16 protein-coding genes are annotated in these 16,753 nt (G+C 71.2%); 12 read left to right on the forward strand and 4 right to left on the reverse strand.

The features are described 5' to 3' along the window. The first annotated feature begins 65 nt into the window (after positions 1-65). The 8 genes from typA to ACYVO2_RS11880 all read left to right on the forward strand — a co-directional run bounded on the left by typA (position 66) and on the right by ACYVO2_RS11880 (position 9,859). On the forward strand, positions 66-1,928 hold the full coding sequence (gene typA, locus ACYVO2_RS11845; RefSeq protein WP_461007658.1) for a translational GTPase TypA: 1,863 nt from the start codon (positions 66-68) through the stop codon (positions 1,926-1,928). 553 nt (positions 1,929-2,481) lie between these two features. Next, positions 2,482-4,140: a peptide ABC transporter substrate-binding protein gene (locus tag ACYVO2_RS11850; protein WP_461007659.1), complete on the forward strand. Its 1,659-nt coding sequence runs from the start codon at positions 2,482-2,484 to the stop codon at positions 4,138-4,140. Positions 4,141-4,302: 162 nt separating this feature from the next. Beyond that, on the forward strand, positions 4,303-5,226 hold the full coding sequence (locus ACYVO2_RS11855; RefSeq protein WP_461007660.1) for an ABC transporter permease: 924 nt from the start codon (positions 4,303-4,305) through the stop codon (positions 5,224-5,226). Next, positions 5,219-6,166 (forward strand): ABC transporter permease, encoded by a 948-nt coding sequence (locus ACYVO2_RS11860; RefSeq protein WP_461007661.1) that lies wholly within the window; start codon positions 5,219-5,221, stop codon positions 6,164-6,166. Before ACYVO2_RS11855 ends, ACYVO2_RS11860 begins: the two co-directional genes overlap by 8 nt. Positions 6,167-6,183: 17 nt before the next feature. Continuing rightward, on the forward strand, positions 6,184-7,239 hold the full coding sequence (locus ACYVO2_RS11865) for an ABC transporter ATP-binding protein (RefSeq protein WP_461007662.1): 1,056 nt from the start codon (positions 6,184-6,186) through the stop codon (positions 7,237-7,239). Next, positions 7,232-8,347: an ABC transporter ATP-binding protein gene (locus tag ACYVO2_RS11870; protein ID WP_461007663.1), complete on the forward strand. Its 1,116-nt coding sequence runs from the start codon at positions 7,232-7,234 to the stop codon at positions 8,345-8,347. The genes ACYVO2_RS11865 and ACYVO2_RS11870 overlap by 8 nt, the downstream gene beginning before the upstream one ends. Positions 8,348-8,695: 348 nt before the next feature. Next, positions 8,696-9,589, forward strand: coding sequence for a helix-turn-helix domain-containing protein (locus tag ACYVO2_RS11875; RefSeq protein WP_461007664.1), 894 nt, complete (start codon positions 8,696-8,698; stop codon positions 9,587-9,589). Between the two features lie 12 nt (positions 9,590-9,601). Beyond that, entirely contained in the window at positions 9,602-9,859 is a 258-nt protein-coding gene (locus ACYVO2_RS11880; protein ID WP_461007665.1) for a DUF397 domain-containing protein, read from the forward strand. On the opposite strand, the gene ACYVO2_RS11885 is transcribed toward ACYVO2_RS11880, so the two are convergent. Next, positions 9,799-10,317, reverse strand: coding sequence for a hypothetical protein (locus ACYVO2_RS11885; protein WP_461007666.1), 519 nt, complete (start codon positions 10,315-10,317; stop codon positions 9,799-9,801). The genes ACYVO2_RS11880 and ACYVO2_RS11885 overlap by 61 nt on opposite strands. A gap of 90 nt (positions 10,318-10,407) precedes the next feature. Next, on the reverse strand, positions 10,408-10,770 hold the full coding sequence (locus ACYVO2_RS11890; protein ID WP_461007667.1) for a MerR family transcriptional regulator: 363 nt from the start codon (positions 10,768-10,770) through the stop codon (positions 10,408-10,410). Positions 10,771-10,888: 118 nt separating this feature from the next. Here ACYVO2_RS11890 and ACYVO2_RS11895 point away from each other — a divergent pair, with 118 nt between their 5' ends. Next, positions 10,889-11,257, forward strand: a complete 369-nt coding sequence (locus tag ACYVO2_RS11895) for a putative quinol monooxygenase (protein WP_461007668.1) — start codon at positions 10,889-10,891, stop codon at positions 11,255-11,257. Here the strand turns inward: ACYVO2_RS11895 and ACYVO2_RS11900 are convergent. Both ACYVO2_RS11900 and ACYVO2_RS11905 read right to left on the reverse strand, forming a co-directional pair. After that, positions 11,188-12,363, reverse strand: coding sequence for an FUSC family protein (locus ACYVO2_RS11900; RefSeq protein ID WP_461007669.1), 1,176 nt, complete (start codon positions 12,361-12,363; stop codon positions 11,188-11,190). The two genes, ACYVO2_RS11895 and ACYVO2_RS11900, sit on opposite strands and share 70 nt — an antisense overlap. Positions 12,364-12,451: 88 nt before the next feature. Then, complete coding sequence (locus ACYVO2_RS11905; RefSeq protein ID WP_461007670.1) at positions 12,452-13,012, reverse strand: CGNR zinc finger domain-containing protein; 561 nt, start codon at positions 13,010-13,012, stop codon at positions 12,452-12,454. A gap of 99 nt (positions 13,013-13,111) precedes the next feature. Here ACYVO2_RS11905 and ACYVO2_RS11910 point away from each other — a divergent pair, with 99 nt between their 5' ends. The 3 genes from ACYVO2_RS11910 (at position 13,112) to ACYVO2_RS11920 (ending at position 16,746) form a co-directional block, all read left to right on the forward strand. Continuing rightward, a complete protein-coding gene (locus ACYVO2_RS11910) occupies positions 13,112-13,990 on the forward strand; it encodes an alpha/beta fold hydrolase (protein ID WP_461007671.1) in 879 nt (292 codons plus the stop codon). Positions 13,991-14,179: 189 nt separating this feature from the next. Beyond that, a complete protein-coding gene (locus ACYVO2_RS11915; protein ID WP_461007672.1) occupies positions 14,180-15,817 on the forward strand; it encodes a peptide ABC transporter substrate-binding protein in 1,638 nt (545 codons plus the stop codon). 5 nt (positions 15,818-15,822) lie between these two features. Continuing rightward, entirely contained in the window at positions 15,823-16,746 is a 924-nt protein-coding gene (locus ACYVO2_RS11920) for an ABC transporter permease (RefSeq protein WP_461007734.1), read from the forward strand. Positions 16,747-16,753 lie beyond the last annotated feature (7 nt).

A 16,753-nucleotide genomic window follows, 5' to 3' on the forward strand; every position in this document is an offset into this window, starting at 1 on the left:
CACGCAGAGCGATGTGAACGGCACCCGCCGAGACCCACGACTCTCGAGAGAAGCGCAAAAGACGCATGCCCACGCGCAACGACATCCGCAACGTCGCCATCGTCGCCCATGTCGACCACGGGAAGACCACCCTGGTCGACGCCATGCTCAAGCAGGCCGGCGCCTTCGCCGCGCACCAGCACGTGGACGACCGCGTGATGGACTCCAACGACCTGGAGCGCGAGAAGGGCATCACCATCCTCGCGAAGAACACGGCGGTGAAGTACCACCCCAAGGACGGTGGCGACCCGATCACCATCAACATCATCGACACCCCGGGCCACGCCGACTTCGGCGGCGAGGTCGAGCGCGGCCTGTCCATGGTGGACGGCGTGGTGCTCCTGGTCGACGCCTCCGAGGGCCCGCTGCCGCAGACCCGGTTCGTGCTGCGCAAGGCGCTGGCCGCGAAGCTCCCCGTGATCCTGTGCGTGAACAAGGTGGACCGGCCGGACGCCCGGATCGCCGAGGTCGTGGACGAGACGTACGAGCTGTTCATGGACCTGGACGCCACCGAGGAGCAGATCGAGTTCCCGATCGTCTACGCGTGCGCCCGTGACGGCCAGGCGTCGGTGAACCGCCCGGCCAACGGCGCCGCGCCGGACAACGGCAACCTGGAGCCGTTCTTCCAGACCATCCTGGACACCATCCCGGCCCCCACCTACACCGAGGGCCACCCCCTCCAGGCGCACGTGACCAACCTGGACGCCTCCAACTTCCTCGGCCGGATCGCGCTGTGCCGCATCCACAACGGCACGCTGCGCAAGGGCCAGCAGGTCACCTGGTGCCGCCGCGACGGCTCGGTGGAGCGGGTGCGGATCACCGAGCTGCTGGTCACCGAGGCGCTGGAGCGCAAGCCCGCGCAGGAGGCCGGGCCCGGCGACATCATCGCGATCGCCGGCATCCCCGACATCATGATCGGCGACACCCTGGCCGACCCGGAGGACCCGCGCCCGCTGCCGCTGATCACGGTGGACGAGCCGGCGATCTCCATGACGATCGGCACCAACACCTCGCCGCTGGTCGGCAAGGGCGGCAAGGGTCACAAGGTCACCGCCCGGCTGGTCAAGGACCGTCTGGACCGGGAGCTGATCGGCAACGTCTCGCTGCGGGTGCTGCCCACCGAGCGCCCCGACGCGTGGGAGGTGCAGGGCCGCGGCGAGCTGGCGCTGGCGATCCTGGTGGAGACCATGCGCCGGGAGGGCTACGAGCTCACCGTCGGCAAGCCGCAGGTCGTCACCAAGATGATCGACGGCAAGAAGCACGAGCCCACCGAGCGGCTGACCATCGACGCGCCCGAGGAGTACCTGGGCGCCATCACCCAGTTGCTCGCGGTCCGCAAGGGCCGGATGGAGACGATGACCAACCACGGCACCGGCTGGATCCGGATGGAGTTCATCGTGCCGTCCCGCGGCCTGATCGGCTTCCGCACCGAGTTCCTCACCGACACCCGCGGCACCGGCATCGCGCACCACGTCTTCGAGAGCTACGAGCCGTGGTTCGGCGAGCTGCGCACCCGCAACAACGGCTCCCTGGTGGCCGACCGCGCCGGCAACGCGACCGGCTTCGCGATGATGAACCTCCAGGAGCGCGGCGTGCTGTTCGTCGAGCCCGGCACCGAGGTGTACGAGGGCATGATCGTCGGCGAGAACTCCCGCTCCGACGACATGGACGTCAACATCACCAAGGAGAAGAAGCTCACCAACATGCGCTCCTCCACGGCGGAGGAGACCGAGAAGCTGATCCCGCCGCGGAAGCTGTCGCTGGAGCAGGCCCTGGAGTTCTGCCGCGAGGACGAGTGCGTGGAGGTGACGCCGGAGACGGTGCGCATCCGCAAGGTCGTCCTGGACCAGAAGGAGCGCGGCCGCGCCCTGGCCCGCTCCAAGCGGTAGCCGCCCGCCGCTCCCCGAGCGAGCACCCACACGTGTCAGGCCGCCCCCCGGGGCGGCCTGACACGTGTGGGGGAGGGGCGGGAGGGGGAGGATCCCCCGGAGGTCGGGGGGCCTCCTCCCCGGGCCGCGCGGCGGCTGCCCCGTGCCCGGCCCGCCCCGCAGTCTCTGCGCGTAGACTGACCTCCTCCGCACGTCGTCTCCCCGGCCCGAAGGCCCCTCTCCGGACACGACGGAGCGTGATCGGGGCTGTCCGATTATCGGGACCCGACGTCCGACAAGTAAGTTAACGGACCGTTTCATACCTGTCTGTCTATGTTCCGTATGCCCGAAATGCAGGATCGGTGCATGCGCCGTGTGATCAAAACGAGACCTTAAGGAGATACCGCAGCGTCTCCGCGTGCTCGATAGTTGACCCGTTGAGCTCGGGTCAATGGGTCACGCGCTGGGGAGCGCAGACTCACGAGCGAGAGGACGGCCGGTCCGGTGTCAGGGGTGTCAGCGGGCCAGGCTTCTCTCATGTTTTCGTACCTGTGAACTCCTGAGGAGGCAGTCCATGCGCGGAGCCACGCGGGCCAAGTGGGTCGTCAGCGCCGCAGTCATAGCCCTCGCGGCCACCGCCTGTGGCGGCGGCGGGGACGACGGCGACGGCGACGGCGGCGACAGCGGCAAGCCCGACCCGAACGGCATCGTCCGCGCCTACTGGACGGACCCGCAGAACCCGATCGAGCCTGCCAACACCAATGAGGTGCAGGGCGGCAAGGTCCTCGACATGATCTTCACCAACCTCATGGAGTACGACCCCAAGACCGGTGAAGCCAAGAACGCCAACGCGGAGTCCATCACCACGACGGACCAGCAGACCTTCACCGTCAAGCTGAAGGCGGGCTGGAAGTTCGCGGACGGCACCCCGGTGACCGCCAAGTCCTACGTCGACGCGTGGAACTACGGCGCCCTGCTGGACAACAAGCAGATCGGTGCCTACTTCTTCTCCGACATCGAGGGCTACGACGACGTCCACCCGGCGGACGAGAAGTCCAAGCCGAAGGCCAAGACGATGTCCGGCCTGAAGGTCGTGGACGACACCACCTTCACGGTGAAGCTGAAGCAGAAGTTCTCGACCTGGCCCAAGCGCCTCGGCTACAAGGCGTACGCGCCCCTGCCGGAGAAGTTCTTCTCCGACCACGCGGGCTACCTCGCCAAGCCCTTCGGCAACGGTCCCTACAAGGTGGACTCGTACGAAAAGGGCAAGGGCATGAAGCTCAGCGTCAACGAGACCTACTCGGGCGGTGACAAGCCCAAGAACAACGGCGTGGAGCTGAAGGTCTACACCGACGGCACCACCGCGTACAGCGACCTCCAGGCCGGCAACCTCGACGTGCTCGACGGTCTGCCCGCCTCCTCGCTGACCAACGTCGAGACGGACCTGAGCGGCCGGTACATCAACCAGCCCGCGGGCATCATCCAGACCGTCGTCTTCCCGCTGTACAACAAGAACTGGGACCTCGACAAGACCCGCAAGGTCCGCCAGGGCATCTCCATGCTGATCGACCGCAAGTCGATCACGGAGAAGATCTTCGCCAACACCCGCACCCCGGCCAAGGACTACACCTCGCCGGTGCTGGGCGAGTCGGGCGGCTACTCGGACACCATCTGCGGTGAGTTCTGCGAGTACAACGTCGAGAAGGGCAAGCAGCTCATCGAGGAGGGCGGCGGCCTTCCGGGCGGCAAGCTGACGCTGACCTCGAACATCGACACCGGTTCGCACAAGGACTGGATGGACGCGGTCTGCAACCAGATCAACAACGCCCTCGGCAAGGACAAGTGCATCGTCAACACGGTGGGCACCTTCGCCGACTACCGCAACCAGATCCACGCGGACGAGATGACCGGTCTGTTCCGTGCCGGCTGGCAGATGGACTACCCGCTCATCGACAACTTCCTGACCCCGCTGTACAAGACCGGCGCCAGCTCCAATGACGGTTCGTACAGCAACGAGGACGTCGACAAGCTGATCGACCAGGCGAACGCCGAGCCGGACTACGCCAAGGCCATCCAGCTCTACCAGGACGCCGAGAAGAAGATCCTCAACGACATGCCGGCCATCCCGCTGTGGTACCAGAACGGCGACGCCGGCTACTCCGCGAAGGTCGACGGCGTGATGCTCGACCCGTTCAGCGTCCCGGTGTTCACCGAGATCTCGGTCAAGAAGTAAGGGCGGCGCGCCGCTCCCGGCTCCTTCGACGGGCCCGCGCGTAATCCGTAGCGTCCGACGAGGATCCGGGAGCCCCCGCCAACCGTTCCGCAGCACGTGGCAGCCGGTGGCCCACCGCGGCTACCGGCTGCCAGCCGTGCCGGACCCTCGAAGGAGTCCCCCATGGGGCGCTACGTCATCCGACGACTGCTCCAGATGGTTCCCGTGTTCTTCGGGACCACGTTCCTGATCTTTGTCATGGTCTACGCGCTCGGCGACCCCGTGGCCGCGCTCTTCGGTGACAGAGCCCCCGACCCGGCGACCGCCGCCCAGATCCGCCGAGACCTGGACCTCGACAAGCCCCTGTGGCAGCAGTACGTGCTGTACATGGGGAAGGTGTTCACCGGTGACTTCGGCAAGGCCTTCAACGGCCAGCCGGTCAGCGAACTGATGGCCAACGCTTTCCCGGTGACCATCCGCCTGACCATCGTCGCCATCACCATCGAGATCATCCTCGGCATCGGCCTCGGCCTGGTGAGCGGCCTGCGCCGCGGCCGCATCGTGGACACCAGCACCCTGGTCTTCACCCTGGTCGTGATCTCCGTCCCGACGTTCGTCACCGGCTACCTGGCCCAGTACTTCCTGGGCGTCAAATGGGGCTGGATGGATCCGGCCGTCTCGGCGGACGCGACGTTCAGCGAACTGCTCGTGCCCGGCTTCGTCCTCGCCGGCGTCTCCCTGGCCTATGTCACACGGCTGACCCGCACCTCGATCGCGGAGAACATGCGCGCCGACTACGTGCGCACCGCCGTGGCCAAGGGCCTGCCGCGCCGCCGGGTCGTGGGCGTGCACATGCTGCGGAACTCGCTCATCCCCGTGGTGACCTACCTCGGCGCGGACATCGGCAGCCTGATGGGCGGCGCCCTGGTCACCGAACGCATCTTCAACATCCAGGGCGTGGGCTACCAGCTCTGGAACGGCGTGCTGCGCCAGAACTCGCAGACGGTCGTCGGCTTCGTCACCATCCTGGTGCTCGTCTTCCTGCTCGCGAACCTGCTCGTGGACCTGATCTACGCCGTGCTCGACCCGAGGATCCGCTATGCCTGACCAGATCGAGAAGAATCCGATCGCCCCGGCGGGCCCGGCGGCGGACACCGTCCTGCTGGACGCGGACACGGCGCGCATCCCGGATGAGCGGGAGAAGCCGCGCAGCCTGTGGAACGACGCCTGGCGGGACCTGCGGCGCAACCCCGTCTTCATCATCTCCTCGCTGATCATCCTGTTCCTGCTCGTGGTGGCCATCTGGCCGGGACTGTTCACCTCGACCAGCCCGAACAAGTGCGATCTGATCAACTCCCGTGAGGGCGCCAAGTCCGGACACCCGTTCGGCTTCGACCTCCAGGGCTGCGACGTGTACGCGCGCACCGTCTACGGCGCGCGGGCCTCCATCCAGGTGGGCATCGGCGCCACCCTCGGCGTGGCGCTGATCGGCGGCATCCTCGGCGGCCTCGCCGGCTTCTTCGGCGGCTGGTGGGACGCGATCCTCTCCCGGATCACGGACATCTTCTTCGGCATCCCGATCATGCTGGGCGGCCTGGTGTTCCTGTCCGTGCTGAAGACCAAGTCGGTCTGGACCGTCATCGGGATCATCGCCGTGCTGGGCTGGCCGCCGCTGGCCCGTGTGGCGCGCGGCGCGGTGATCACCGTCAAACAGCAGGACTACGTCCAGGCGGCCCGCGCCCTCGGGGCGGGCGCCACCCGCATCATGCTGCGGCACGTGCTGCCGAACGCGGTCGCGCCCGTGATCGTCGTCGCGACGATCGCCCTGGGCACGTTCATCTCGCTCGAGGCGACGTTGTCGTACCTTGGTGTGGGACTGAAGCCTCCGACGGTGTCATGGGGAATCTCCATCTCCGAGGCGGCGAGGGAGTACCGCAACGCGCCGCACATGCTGCTGTACCCGGCCGGTGCGCTCAGCATCACGGTGCTGGCGTTCATCATGCTGGGTGACGCGGTCCGCGACGCCCTCGACCCGAAGCTGCGCTGAGAGGAGCGTCCGCCACCATGGCAACGATCAGCAAGACCGACTCCGCCCCGAGCGCGGACCGGGACGGGCACACGGGCCCGCTGCTGGAGGTCCGCGACCTCCATGTGGAGTTCCACACCCGCGACGGCGTGGCCAAGGCCGTCAACGGCGTGAACTACAGCGTCAGCGCGGGCGAGACCCTCGCGGTGCTCGGCGAGTCCGGCTCGGGCAAGTCCGTGACCGCCCAGGCGATCATGGGCATCCTCGACATGCCGCCCGGGCGGATCCCCAAGGGCGAGATCCTCTTCCGCGGCCAGGACATGCTGAAGATGTCCGCCGAGGAGCGCCGCAGGATCCGCGGCCGGAGGATCGCCATGATCTTCCAGGACGCCCTGTCCGCGCTCAACCCGGTGCTCAGCGTGGGCTACCAGCTCGGCGAGATGTTCCGGGTGCACCAGGGCCTGTCCAAGAAGCAGGCCAAGGACAAGGCCGTCGAGCTGATGGACCGGGTCCGCATCCCGGCGGCCAAGCAGCGGGTGGGCGACTTCCCGCACCAGTTCTCCGGTGGCATGCGCCAGCGCATCATGATCGCCATGGCGCTGGCCCTGGAGCCCGACCTGATCATCGCGGACGAGCCCACCACGGCGCTCGACGTGACGGTCCAGGCCCAGGTGATGGACCTGCTGGCCGAGCTCCAGCGCGAGTACCAGATGGGTCTGATCCTGATCACCCACGACCTCGGCGTGGTCGCCGACGTCGCGGACAAGATCGCGGTGATGTACGCGGGGCGGATCGTGGAGACCGCTCCCGTGCACGACATCTACAGCCGCCCCGCCCACCCCTACACCAAGGGCCTGCTGGAGTCGATCCCCCGGCTGGACCTCAAGGGCCGGGAGCTGTTCGCGATCAAGGGCCTGCCGCCCAACCTGCTGCGGATCCCGCCGGGGTGCGCGTTCAACCCCCGCTGCCCGCAGGCACAGGACATCTGCCGCTCGGAGATCCCGCCGCTGCACCCGGTGACCGAGCGCGACGGCACCGAGCTCCCCGGCCGCGGCAGCGCCTGCCACTTCTGGAAGGAGACCCTCGATGCCTGACCTGTCCAAGCCCGACGGCACGGTGGAGTCGGTCTCCGAGGAGGTGGCTCGGGTCGAGCAGGTCGCCGCGACGCCGGTGGAGCGGGGCGAGCCCATCCTGTCCGTCCGCAACCTGGTCAAGCACTTCCCGCTCAACCAGGGCATCCTGTTCAAGCGCCAGGTCGGCGCGGTCAAGGCCGTCGACGGGATCTCCTTCGACCTGTACCAGGGCGAGACCCTGGGCATCGTGGGCGAGTCCGGCTGCGGCAAGTCCACCGTCGCCAAGCTCCTGATGAACCTGGAGCGGGCCACGGCCGGGGAGATCCTGTACAAGGGCGAGGACATCACCCGGCTGTCGGGCCGCGCCCTGAAGGCCGTCCGCCGCAACATCCAGATGGTCTTCCAGGACCCGTACACCTCGCTCAACCCGCGCATGACGGTGGGCGACATCATCGGCGAGCCGTTCGACATCCACCCGGAGACGGCGCCGAAGGGCAGCAGGCGGGAGAAGGTCCAGGAGCTGCTGGACGTCGTCGGCCTGAACCCGGAGTACATCAACCGCTATCCGCACCAGTTCTCCGGCGGCCAGCGGCAGCGCATCGGGATCGCCCGCGGCCTGGCGCTGAACCCGGAGATCATCATCTGCGACGAGCCGGTCTCGGCGCTGGACGTCTCGGTGCAGGCGCAGGTGGTGAACCTGATGGAGAAGCTCCAGGACGAGTTCAACCTCTCCTACATGTTCATCGCCCACGACCTGTCGATCGTCCGGCACATCTCGGACCGGGTCGGCGTGATGTACCTGGGCAAGATGGTGGAGATCGGGACGGACACCCAGATCTACGACCACCCGACCCACCCCTACACCCAGGCCCTGCTGTCCGCGGTCCCCGTGCCGGACCCGTCGGCCCGGGACTCGCGCGAGCGGATCATCCTCTCGGGCGATGTGCCCAGCCCCGCGAACCCGCCGTCGGGCTGCCGGTTCCGCACCCGCTGCTGGAAGGCCCAGGACCGCTGCGCGGAGGAGATCCCGCTGCTGGCGGTGCCCGAGCGCTTCCGCGGCTCGGACTCCCCCGCGGCGCACGAGTCGGCGTGCCACTTCGCGGAGGAGAAGGACGTGGTGCACGCGTAGCCCGCGCCCAGGGCGCACCGCCGGGGCGGCCGGACCTTAGCTGGTCCGGCCGCCCCGTTCGGCTTTGCGGCCCAAGCGCACGTCAGCGCCCGCCGGTGGGCGGCCCGGCCGCGCCGGCGCGGCAGCGGGGGCGGCGCGGAGCGGTCCGCTGCCCTCGTCCGCGCCACGCGAACGGCTCAAGGGTCGTTGGGGATGAACAGACCGTGCGCCGGGGCCGCCGGGGTCCGGCGCGGGAGGACCACCTCCGGTGGGGGTGGGGTCCCGCGGCGGGCTCGGCGCTCGCGGTGCCGACGACGTCGTACCCGTACAACCGGTTCGCGGGTGATGCGCCCGTGTGAGGGAGGGCCGATGGGGCTGAGGAGCAACCCCACGTACCGTCAGCGCCGCTTCGGCGCGGAGGTGCGGAAGCTGCGTGAGCGGGCCGGGCTTTCGGTCGCGGAGGCGGCGCTGCGGATGGGCATGAAGCCCCCGCACCTGAGCAACATTGAGGCGGGCCGGACGAGCCTGTCGCCGGAGCGGCTGCGGACGCTGGCCGCGGCCGCGGGCGCCACGCCCCCCGCCCATGTGGACGCCCTGGTCGAGCTGGGCCAGGGCTCCGGCAAGGGGTGGTGGACCGAGTACCGCCAGGCCCTGAACGCTCCGCACCTGGACCTCGCGGAGCTGGAGGCCGGCGCGGCCCGGCTGCGCAGCTACGAGCTGCTGCTCATCCCCGGGCTGCTCCAGACCCTCGACTACGCCACGGCCGTGTACGAGGCCGGCTATGTGGAGGCGTCGCCCGAGGTGAAGGCGAACGCCGTCCGGTTCAGGATGGACCGCCAGAAGGTCCTCACCGGCGAGCGGCCCCCGCGCCTGCACGCGATCATCCACGAGGCGGCGCTGCGGGTGCGGTACGGCAAGCGGGACGTGATGCGGGACCAGCTCCTGCGGCTCATCGAGGTGTCCCGCCTGCCGAACGTGACCGTGCAGATCTTCCCGCTGGAGTCCGAGGGGCGGCCCGCGCTGGGCAGCCACGCGTTCATGCTGGTCGAACCGCCCGTGGTGGAATTGGGCACCGTGATCGTCGATCAGCTCGGCAGGAGCGACTTCCTCGGCGAGCCGCGGATGGTGCGGGAGTACGGCGAGTCCTTCGACACCCTCAGCCGGCTCGCCCTGCCCCCGGTGGACGTCGGCACCGCCTCCGCGACCGGCACGGGCAAGGACTCACTGGGGCTCCTCCAGCACATCCTCTACCTGTTGCTCTAGGAGACACCCCGCATGTCGGACCTCCGGTGGCAGAAGTCCACCTTCAGCTCCGCCGAGGCCACGAACTGTGTCGAAGTCACCGCCGCCCCCCGCGGTGCCGTCCACCTGAGGGAGAGCGACGCCCCCGGGACCGTGCTCACCGTCGGTCCCGCCGCCTTCGGGGCCCTGATACGCCACCTCAAGGCCGGGCCCGCGCCGCGGCGGCGAGGTCACCGCTCCGGCGGCGGCTCGCAGGTGACCGCCGGGGCCTTCACCATCCGGCCGCCGTAGGTGTTGTCGCCGGTGGAGTACCAGGAGCCGAGCTGGGCCCGCACCGGGGCGCAGTCCTCGCCCATGGTGACCCGGACCGGCACGGTCACGGGGTTGCCGGGCTGGAGGTCGGTGAAGGAGCAGTCCAGCAGATGGCGGTGGCGTTCGGGGGACGGGTACGGGCCCGCCAGGGGGTTGACGCACAGTCCGTGCGGGGAGGCCAGCTCGGAGCCGGGGGCGATGACGCCGAGGCGGGCGTTGCTGTCGCCGGGGTGATCGGTGCGGGTGACGGTGTAGTACAGGGTGGTGGTGGCGCCCCGGGGCACCGTGTGCGGTGACACCGTCACCCGGTGGGTCGGCGGCACCTTCGCGGCGGGCCCGGAGTCGTCCCTCGGCTCGTCCCGCAGGTCCGCCCCGACGCAGAGCAGGGCGGTGACGGCGGCCAGGACGATGGCCGGTGAGGTCGTCGGCTTCCGCATGGTCGCTTCCCTCCACGTACGTCGGGGCACAGCGACCTCCGTACCACCTGCGCGGCGCGCGGATGCCGGGGGCGGCCGGTTTTCCTCCGGTCAGCCCCCCGGCGGCGAGGCCGCGACGGACGCGTCGAGGAGCCCGGCGAGCTGGGCGCGGGCCCGGCCGAGGTCGGCGATGCGGGCGTCCAGACCGGCGAGCTGGGCGCGCAGGTGGCCGTGGACGCAGGCGTCGAGCGCGGTGCCGTCCCCGGTGAAGCAGGGCATCAGCTCGCGGATGACCCGGGTCGGCAGCCCGGCGGCGAGCAGGGTGCGGACGCGGGCGACGGTGTCGGGCGCGTCGTCCGCGTAGGCGCGGTGGCCGCCCTCGGTGCGCCGGGAGATGAGCAGGCCCTGCTCCTCGTAGTAGCGCAGCAGCCGGACGGCGACACCGGTGCGGCGGGACAGCTCCCCGATCCTCACGCGACCCCCTTCACGCGACCCCCTTCACACGGCCCCCCGTACGGCCGGCCTCATGTGACCCGCCTCACCCGGCGCCGACTTGAATCTCACATCCATGTGAGATCCTAGCGTGGTCGCCATGACGACGACACCAACCCCCCTGTCGCTGTACGGCTTCCTGCGCCCCAAGCCGGAGCGCGCCGACGAGGTCAGGCGCCTGCTGCACTCCCTGGTCGGGCCGAGCCGCGAGCACGAGGGCAATCTGGAGTACCACCTGCACGAGCACGACGACGGCCGGTTCTTCCTGTACGAGGTGTGGCGCTCGCAGGAGGACCTGGACCGGCACAACGCATACCCGCCCCTGCGCGCCTTCCTGGACGCCCTGCCCGAGTACCTGGCGGAACCCGTCGAGGGCTGGTTCGGCACGATGGTCAGCCCCTATCCGACGGGCGACGAGGCGTGGCGGCGTCCGGCGGCGGGCCGGTCCAGCTCCTCCAGGATCCGGTAGGCGTCCGTCAGCAGGGTGCCGTACAGCGGCCATTCGTCGGGTGCGGTCAGCTCCCGGTGCCGGGCGCGGGCGGTGAGCTCCCGGTAGCGGTCGCGGCCCGCCCGGACGGCGTCGCCCGGCTCGGCCCCGTCACGCTCGCCCGCGTCACGCCCGTCCCCGTCCCCGTCCCCGTCGCTGAACGCCCGGGCCGCGTCCGCCAGGAGGTCCGCGTAGGGGACGAGGAAGTCCTCGGCGAGGGCCGCCCAGTCCGCGTCGTTCGCCGCGTACGTCAGGCCGCGCACGATCGACTGCGCCTGGAACCCGACCCGCTCCAGGGTGCCGATCCGGCGGTGGTGCTCCGGCAGGGTGCGGTCGCCGCCCCTGAACACCCGCCTGGGGTTGAGCCGGGCGCTCTCCTCCCCGTCCGCCACGGTGCGGCGGGCCCGCCGGGCCACCTTCTCCACCCGCCGGGCCCGCCGCGCCCACTCGCGGGTGCGGTCCTCGCCGGGGGCGCCGTCGCGCAGTGTGGAGGCGATGTCGTGCAGCAGGCCGCAGACGGACGAGGACAGCTCGGCCACGGCCTCCCGGGCGCTGCGGTAGCGGGTCGGCGGCGGGAGGAGGACGTTCACGGCGAGCCCGCAGCCGAGGCCGATCCCCACGGCGGCCACCAGCCGCAGCACGTAGTGCGGCTCGCCCCCGCCGGAGTTGAACGCGAACAGGCTCGTGACGAGCACCTGGAGCCGCTGCGAGCCGTACACCGGCAGCCTGCTCGCCGCCAGGGCGCACACCGTCAGCACCGCCAGGCTCCACGGGTGCACCCCCGCGGCGGTGCCGAACGCCGCGGCCAGCGTCATGCCGACGGCCGCCGCGGCCCCGTACCGCAGCGCCTGCCGCACCGATCGGTACACCGTCGCCTGCATCGCCAGCAGGGCGGTGAAGGGAGCGAAGGTGGTGACGGGGTGCGGCAGCAGCGAGGAGGCGACCCACCAGGCCGCCACCACGGCCACCACCGTCTTGACCACCCACACGGCCCGCTCCCGCTCGGACCCGTCGTGCCGCACGGCCCGGCGCAGCCGCTCCGGGGCCGAGCGCAGGACCTCCTTGCCGTAAGTCGTCCACAACCGCATGCCCTTGCGGCTGCCCGTCCCGGCGGCGGTCCGAACGACTCGACCGCGTCCGGTTCGACCCGTTCCCCCGGTGCGCCCGGTGCCGCGCTCAGGCCCCCCGGTGCCGTTGGTAGTGCCGCGCCACGCGGGCCCGGTTGCCGCAGCGGGTGGGGGAGCACCAGCGGCGGCGGGGGTGGGCGGGCAGGAAGAGCATCACGCAGTCCTCCGCCTCGCACACCCGGACCCGGGTGACGGCCGGGTCGGCGAGCAGGTCCGCGGCGGCCTCGGCGAGGGCCGCGGCCAGCCGGGCGCCGGGGGTGCCGAAGCGGCGGGGGACGGCGGTCAGCACCTCGCCGGTCCAGGTCAGTTCGCGGACGGCGGGGGCGGCGCGCTGGGCGTCGTTGAGGGCGCGCAGGGCGGCGGCGGGCGGTGCCTCGCCCCGGCGGGCGCGGTCCAGGGCGGCGGCGGTGTGGCCGCGCACCGCGTGCACGGCGGCGAGGTCGTCCGCGGTGAGGCCGCCGAGGTCGCCCGGGGCGGGCAGGCGGTCCTGCTCCAGGGCCAGCCAGGCGCTCAGCAGGTCGGGGGTGGCGAGCAGGTCGGCCGCGCGGGGGCGGGTGTTGACCAGGTCCAGAGCGAGGGGCTCGCCGGTGAGGGGGACGGGGGCGCTCATGTCGCTAATGGTACTGGACGGGGTTGACGCGTTAGTTGGGCGGGCGGTACTACTAATGCGTCAGCAGATAGAGAATCCATTAGAAAGGCGTGGGCCCTGATGACCACGACCGCGTTCGCCCTGCCGCGCACCGTCCACCGCCACCTCGACGTCGACGGGGTGCGGGTCTTCTACCGCGACTCCGCCCCGGACCGCACGGACGCCCCGGTCCTGCTGCTCCTGCACGGCTTCCCGTCCGCCTCCCACCAGTTCCGCAGGCTCATCGACGCCCTCGGCGCCCGCTACCGGCTCATCGCCCCGGACTACCCCGGCTTCGGCCACACCGAGGTCCCGGAGGGGTTCACCCACGACTTCGACCGGCTCGCCGACGTCGTCGAGGGGTTCGTCGAGCGGCTCGGGCTGACCCGGTTCGTGGCGTACCTGTTCGACTTCGGCGCCCCCGTCGGGTTCCGGCTCGCCGAGCGCCACCCCGAGTGGTTCGCGGGCCTGGTGGTGCAGAACGGCAACGCCTACGAGGAGGGCCTTTCCGCGCAGGCCCGGGAGTTCATCGGCCTGCGCCCGCGGGACGAGGGCGCCGAGGCGACCGTCCGCGAGCTGCTGACCCTGCCCGCCACCCGCGCCCAGTACGAGGGTGGCACCGCCGACCCCGAGCTGGTCGCCCCCGACGGCTGGACCCTCGACCAGCACTTCCTGGACCTGCCCGGCCGCAAGGACGCCCAGGTGGCCCTGGCCTTCGACTACCACCGCAATGTGGAGCGGTACCCGGTGTGGCAGGAGTGGCTGCGGCGGCACACCCCGCCGACGCTGATCGCCTGGGGCCGCGGCGACCCGTTCTTCACCGAGGCCGGCGCCCGCGCCTACCTGCGCGACGTGCCCGACGCCGAACTGCACGTGCTGGACACGGGGCACTTCGCGCTGGAGGAGCGGCTCCCGGAGATCGCACCGCTCGTCGCGGGATTCCTCGACCGCGTGTGGTGAGGCCGCGCCCCCGTCCCACCACCCGCCCCCGCGGGGGCGCGTGGGAGGGCGGACAGGCCGACGGGCAGGCCGTACGGGTGGACTCGCCCCGCCGTCGCCCCCTTCCCCGCGGCCGTCCGCCCGCCCGGGTGCGAAGGTGGACGCCCCGCTCCTGACGTGCCGTGCAGCCCATCCCGGGAGGGAGTGCCCATGCGCGCCGCCACGCGCCGCACCCGGTGCCCCGTTGCCGCCGCGGCCGCCGTCCTCCTGCTGCCGCTCGCCGGCTGCGGCGGGGGCGCGGGGGCGGCGCCCGCCGGGATCGTGCGCGCCTCCTGGTCCGACCCGCAGAACTCCCTGGAGCCCGCCAACACCAACGAGGTGCAGGGCGCCAAGGTGCTCAACATGATCTTCCGGGGGCTGAAGCGGTACGACCCGGCCACCGGCGCCGCGACGGACCTGATGGCGCGCTCCGTCACCACGGACGACCAGCGGAACTTCACCGTGCGGATCAAGCCGGGGTGGCGGTTCACCGACGGCACGCCCGTGACCGCCAAAAGCTACGTGGACGCCTGGAACTACGGCGCCCTCGTCACCAACCGGCAGGTGAACGCCTACTTCTTCGGCTACATCGAGGGCTACCGCGAGGTCCACCCGGCGCGCGAGGGCGCCCGCCCGACCGCGCGGACCATGTCCGGCCTGAAGGTCGTGGACGACCACACCTTCACCGTCCGCCTCACCCAGCGGTTCTCCGGCTGGCCGCAGACCCTCGGCTACCCCGCGTTCTTCCCGCTGCCCGCCTCCTTCTTCACCCGCCACGCCGACTGGCTGGAGCGGCCCGTCGGCAACGGCCCCTACCGGGTGGCGTCCTACCGCAAGGGCCAGGTGATGAAGCTGCGCAGGTCGCCCGGCTACTCGGGCCCGGACGCGGCCCGCAACCAGGGTGTGGACCTGAAGGTGTACACCGACACCGAGACCGCCTACACCGACCTGCTCGCGGGCAACCTCGACGTGGTCGAGGACATCCCGGCCTCCCAGCTCGCCAACGTCCGGCACGACCTGGGCGACCGGTACGTCAACCAGCCCGCGGGGATCATCCAGACCCTGTCCTTCCCCATGTACCGAGACGACTGGGGCTCGGCCAGGGCCCGCAGGCTGCGCCTGGGCCTGTCCATGGCCATCAACCGGGAGCTGATCACCCGCACGATCTTCCACGGCACCCGCACCCCCGCCAGCGACTGGACCTCCCCGGTGCTGAAGGAGGCGGGCGGGTTCCGGCGCGGCGTGTGCGGCCAGGCGTGCGGGTACGACCCGGAGCGGGCCAGGCGGCTGATCCGGGAGGCGGGCGGGCTGCCCGGCGGCAGGGTCACCCTCACCTCGAACGTGGACACCGGCTCCCACCGCGTGTGGATGGACGCCGTCTGCCACAGCGTCAACAAGGCCCTGCGCGACGACCGGGCCTGCACCGTCCGCCCCGTCGGCACCTTCGCCGACTTCCGCAGGCGGGTCGCGGACCGCCGGATCGACGGGCTGTTCCGCACCGGCTGGCAGATGGACTACCCGCTGGCCCAGAACTTCCTCCAGCCCGTCTACTACACCGGCGCGTCCTCCAACGACACCGGCTACAGCAACCCCGCCTTCGACCGCCTGGTGGACCGGGCCAACGCCGCGGACGGCGACGCCGAGGCGGTCCGGCGGTTCGTCGCCGCCGAGCGGCTGCTCGCCCGGGACCTGCCGGCCGTCCCGCTGTGGTACCAGAACGGCAGCGCGGGCCACTCCGAGCGGGTGTCCGGGGTGCGGCTCGACCCGTTCAGCACCCCGGTGTACTCCGGCATCACGGTCTCCGCGTGACCGGCATGGGCCGCTACGTCGTCCGGCGGCTGCTCCAGATGGTGCCCGTGTTCGCCGGGACCACCTTCCTGATCTTCCTCATGGTCTACGCGCTCGGCGACCCGGTGGCCGCCCTGTTCGGCGACCGCGCGCCCGACCCCGCCACCGCCGCGCGGATCCGCGCCGAGCTGGGCCTGGACCGGCCCGTGTGGGAGCAGTACGCCCGCTACCTGGGCAGGATCCTCACCGGCGACTTCGGCACCGCCTTCAACGGGCAGCCGGTCACCGAGCTGATGGGCAGCGCGTTCCCGGTGACGGCCCGGCTGGCCCTGGTCGCGCTCGCCGTGGAGGCGGCCGCCGGGATCGCGCTCGGGGTGGCCGCGGGGCTGCGCCGGGGCAGGGGCGTGGACTCCGCGGTGCTGGCGCTCACCCTCGTCGTCGTCTCCGTGCCCACGTTCGTCAGCGGCTACCTGCTCCAGTACCTGCTCGGGGTGCGGTGGGAGCTGGTGCGGCCCGCGGTGTCCTCCGAGGCGGCGCTCGGCGAACTGCTGCTGCCCGGCACGGTGCTCGCGCTGGTCTCCCTCGCCTACGTCGCCCGGCTCACCCGCACCTCGATCGCCGAGAACCTGCGGGCCGACTACGTGCGCACCGCCGTCGCCAAGGGCCTGCCGCGCCGCCGGGTGATCACCCGGCACCTGCTGCGCAACTCCCTGGTGCCGGTGGTGACCTTCCTGGGCACGGACGTGGGCGCGCTGCTCGGAGGCGCCGTCGTCACCGAGCGGATCTTCAACATCCAGGGCGTCGGCTACCAGATCTACCAGGGCGTGGTGCGGCAGAACGCGCCGACGGTGGTCGGCTTCGTGACGATCCTGGTGCTGGTGTTCCTGCTGGCCAACCTGCTGGTGGACCTGCTGTACGCGGTGCTCGACCCGCGGATCAGGTACGGCTGAGGGGAGC

It is taken from the genome of Streptomyces capparidis (assembly GCF_054782095.1).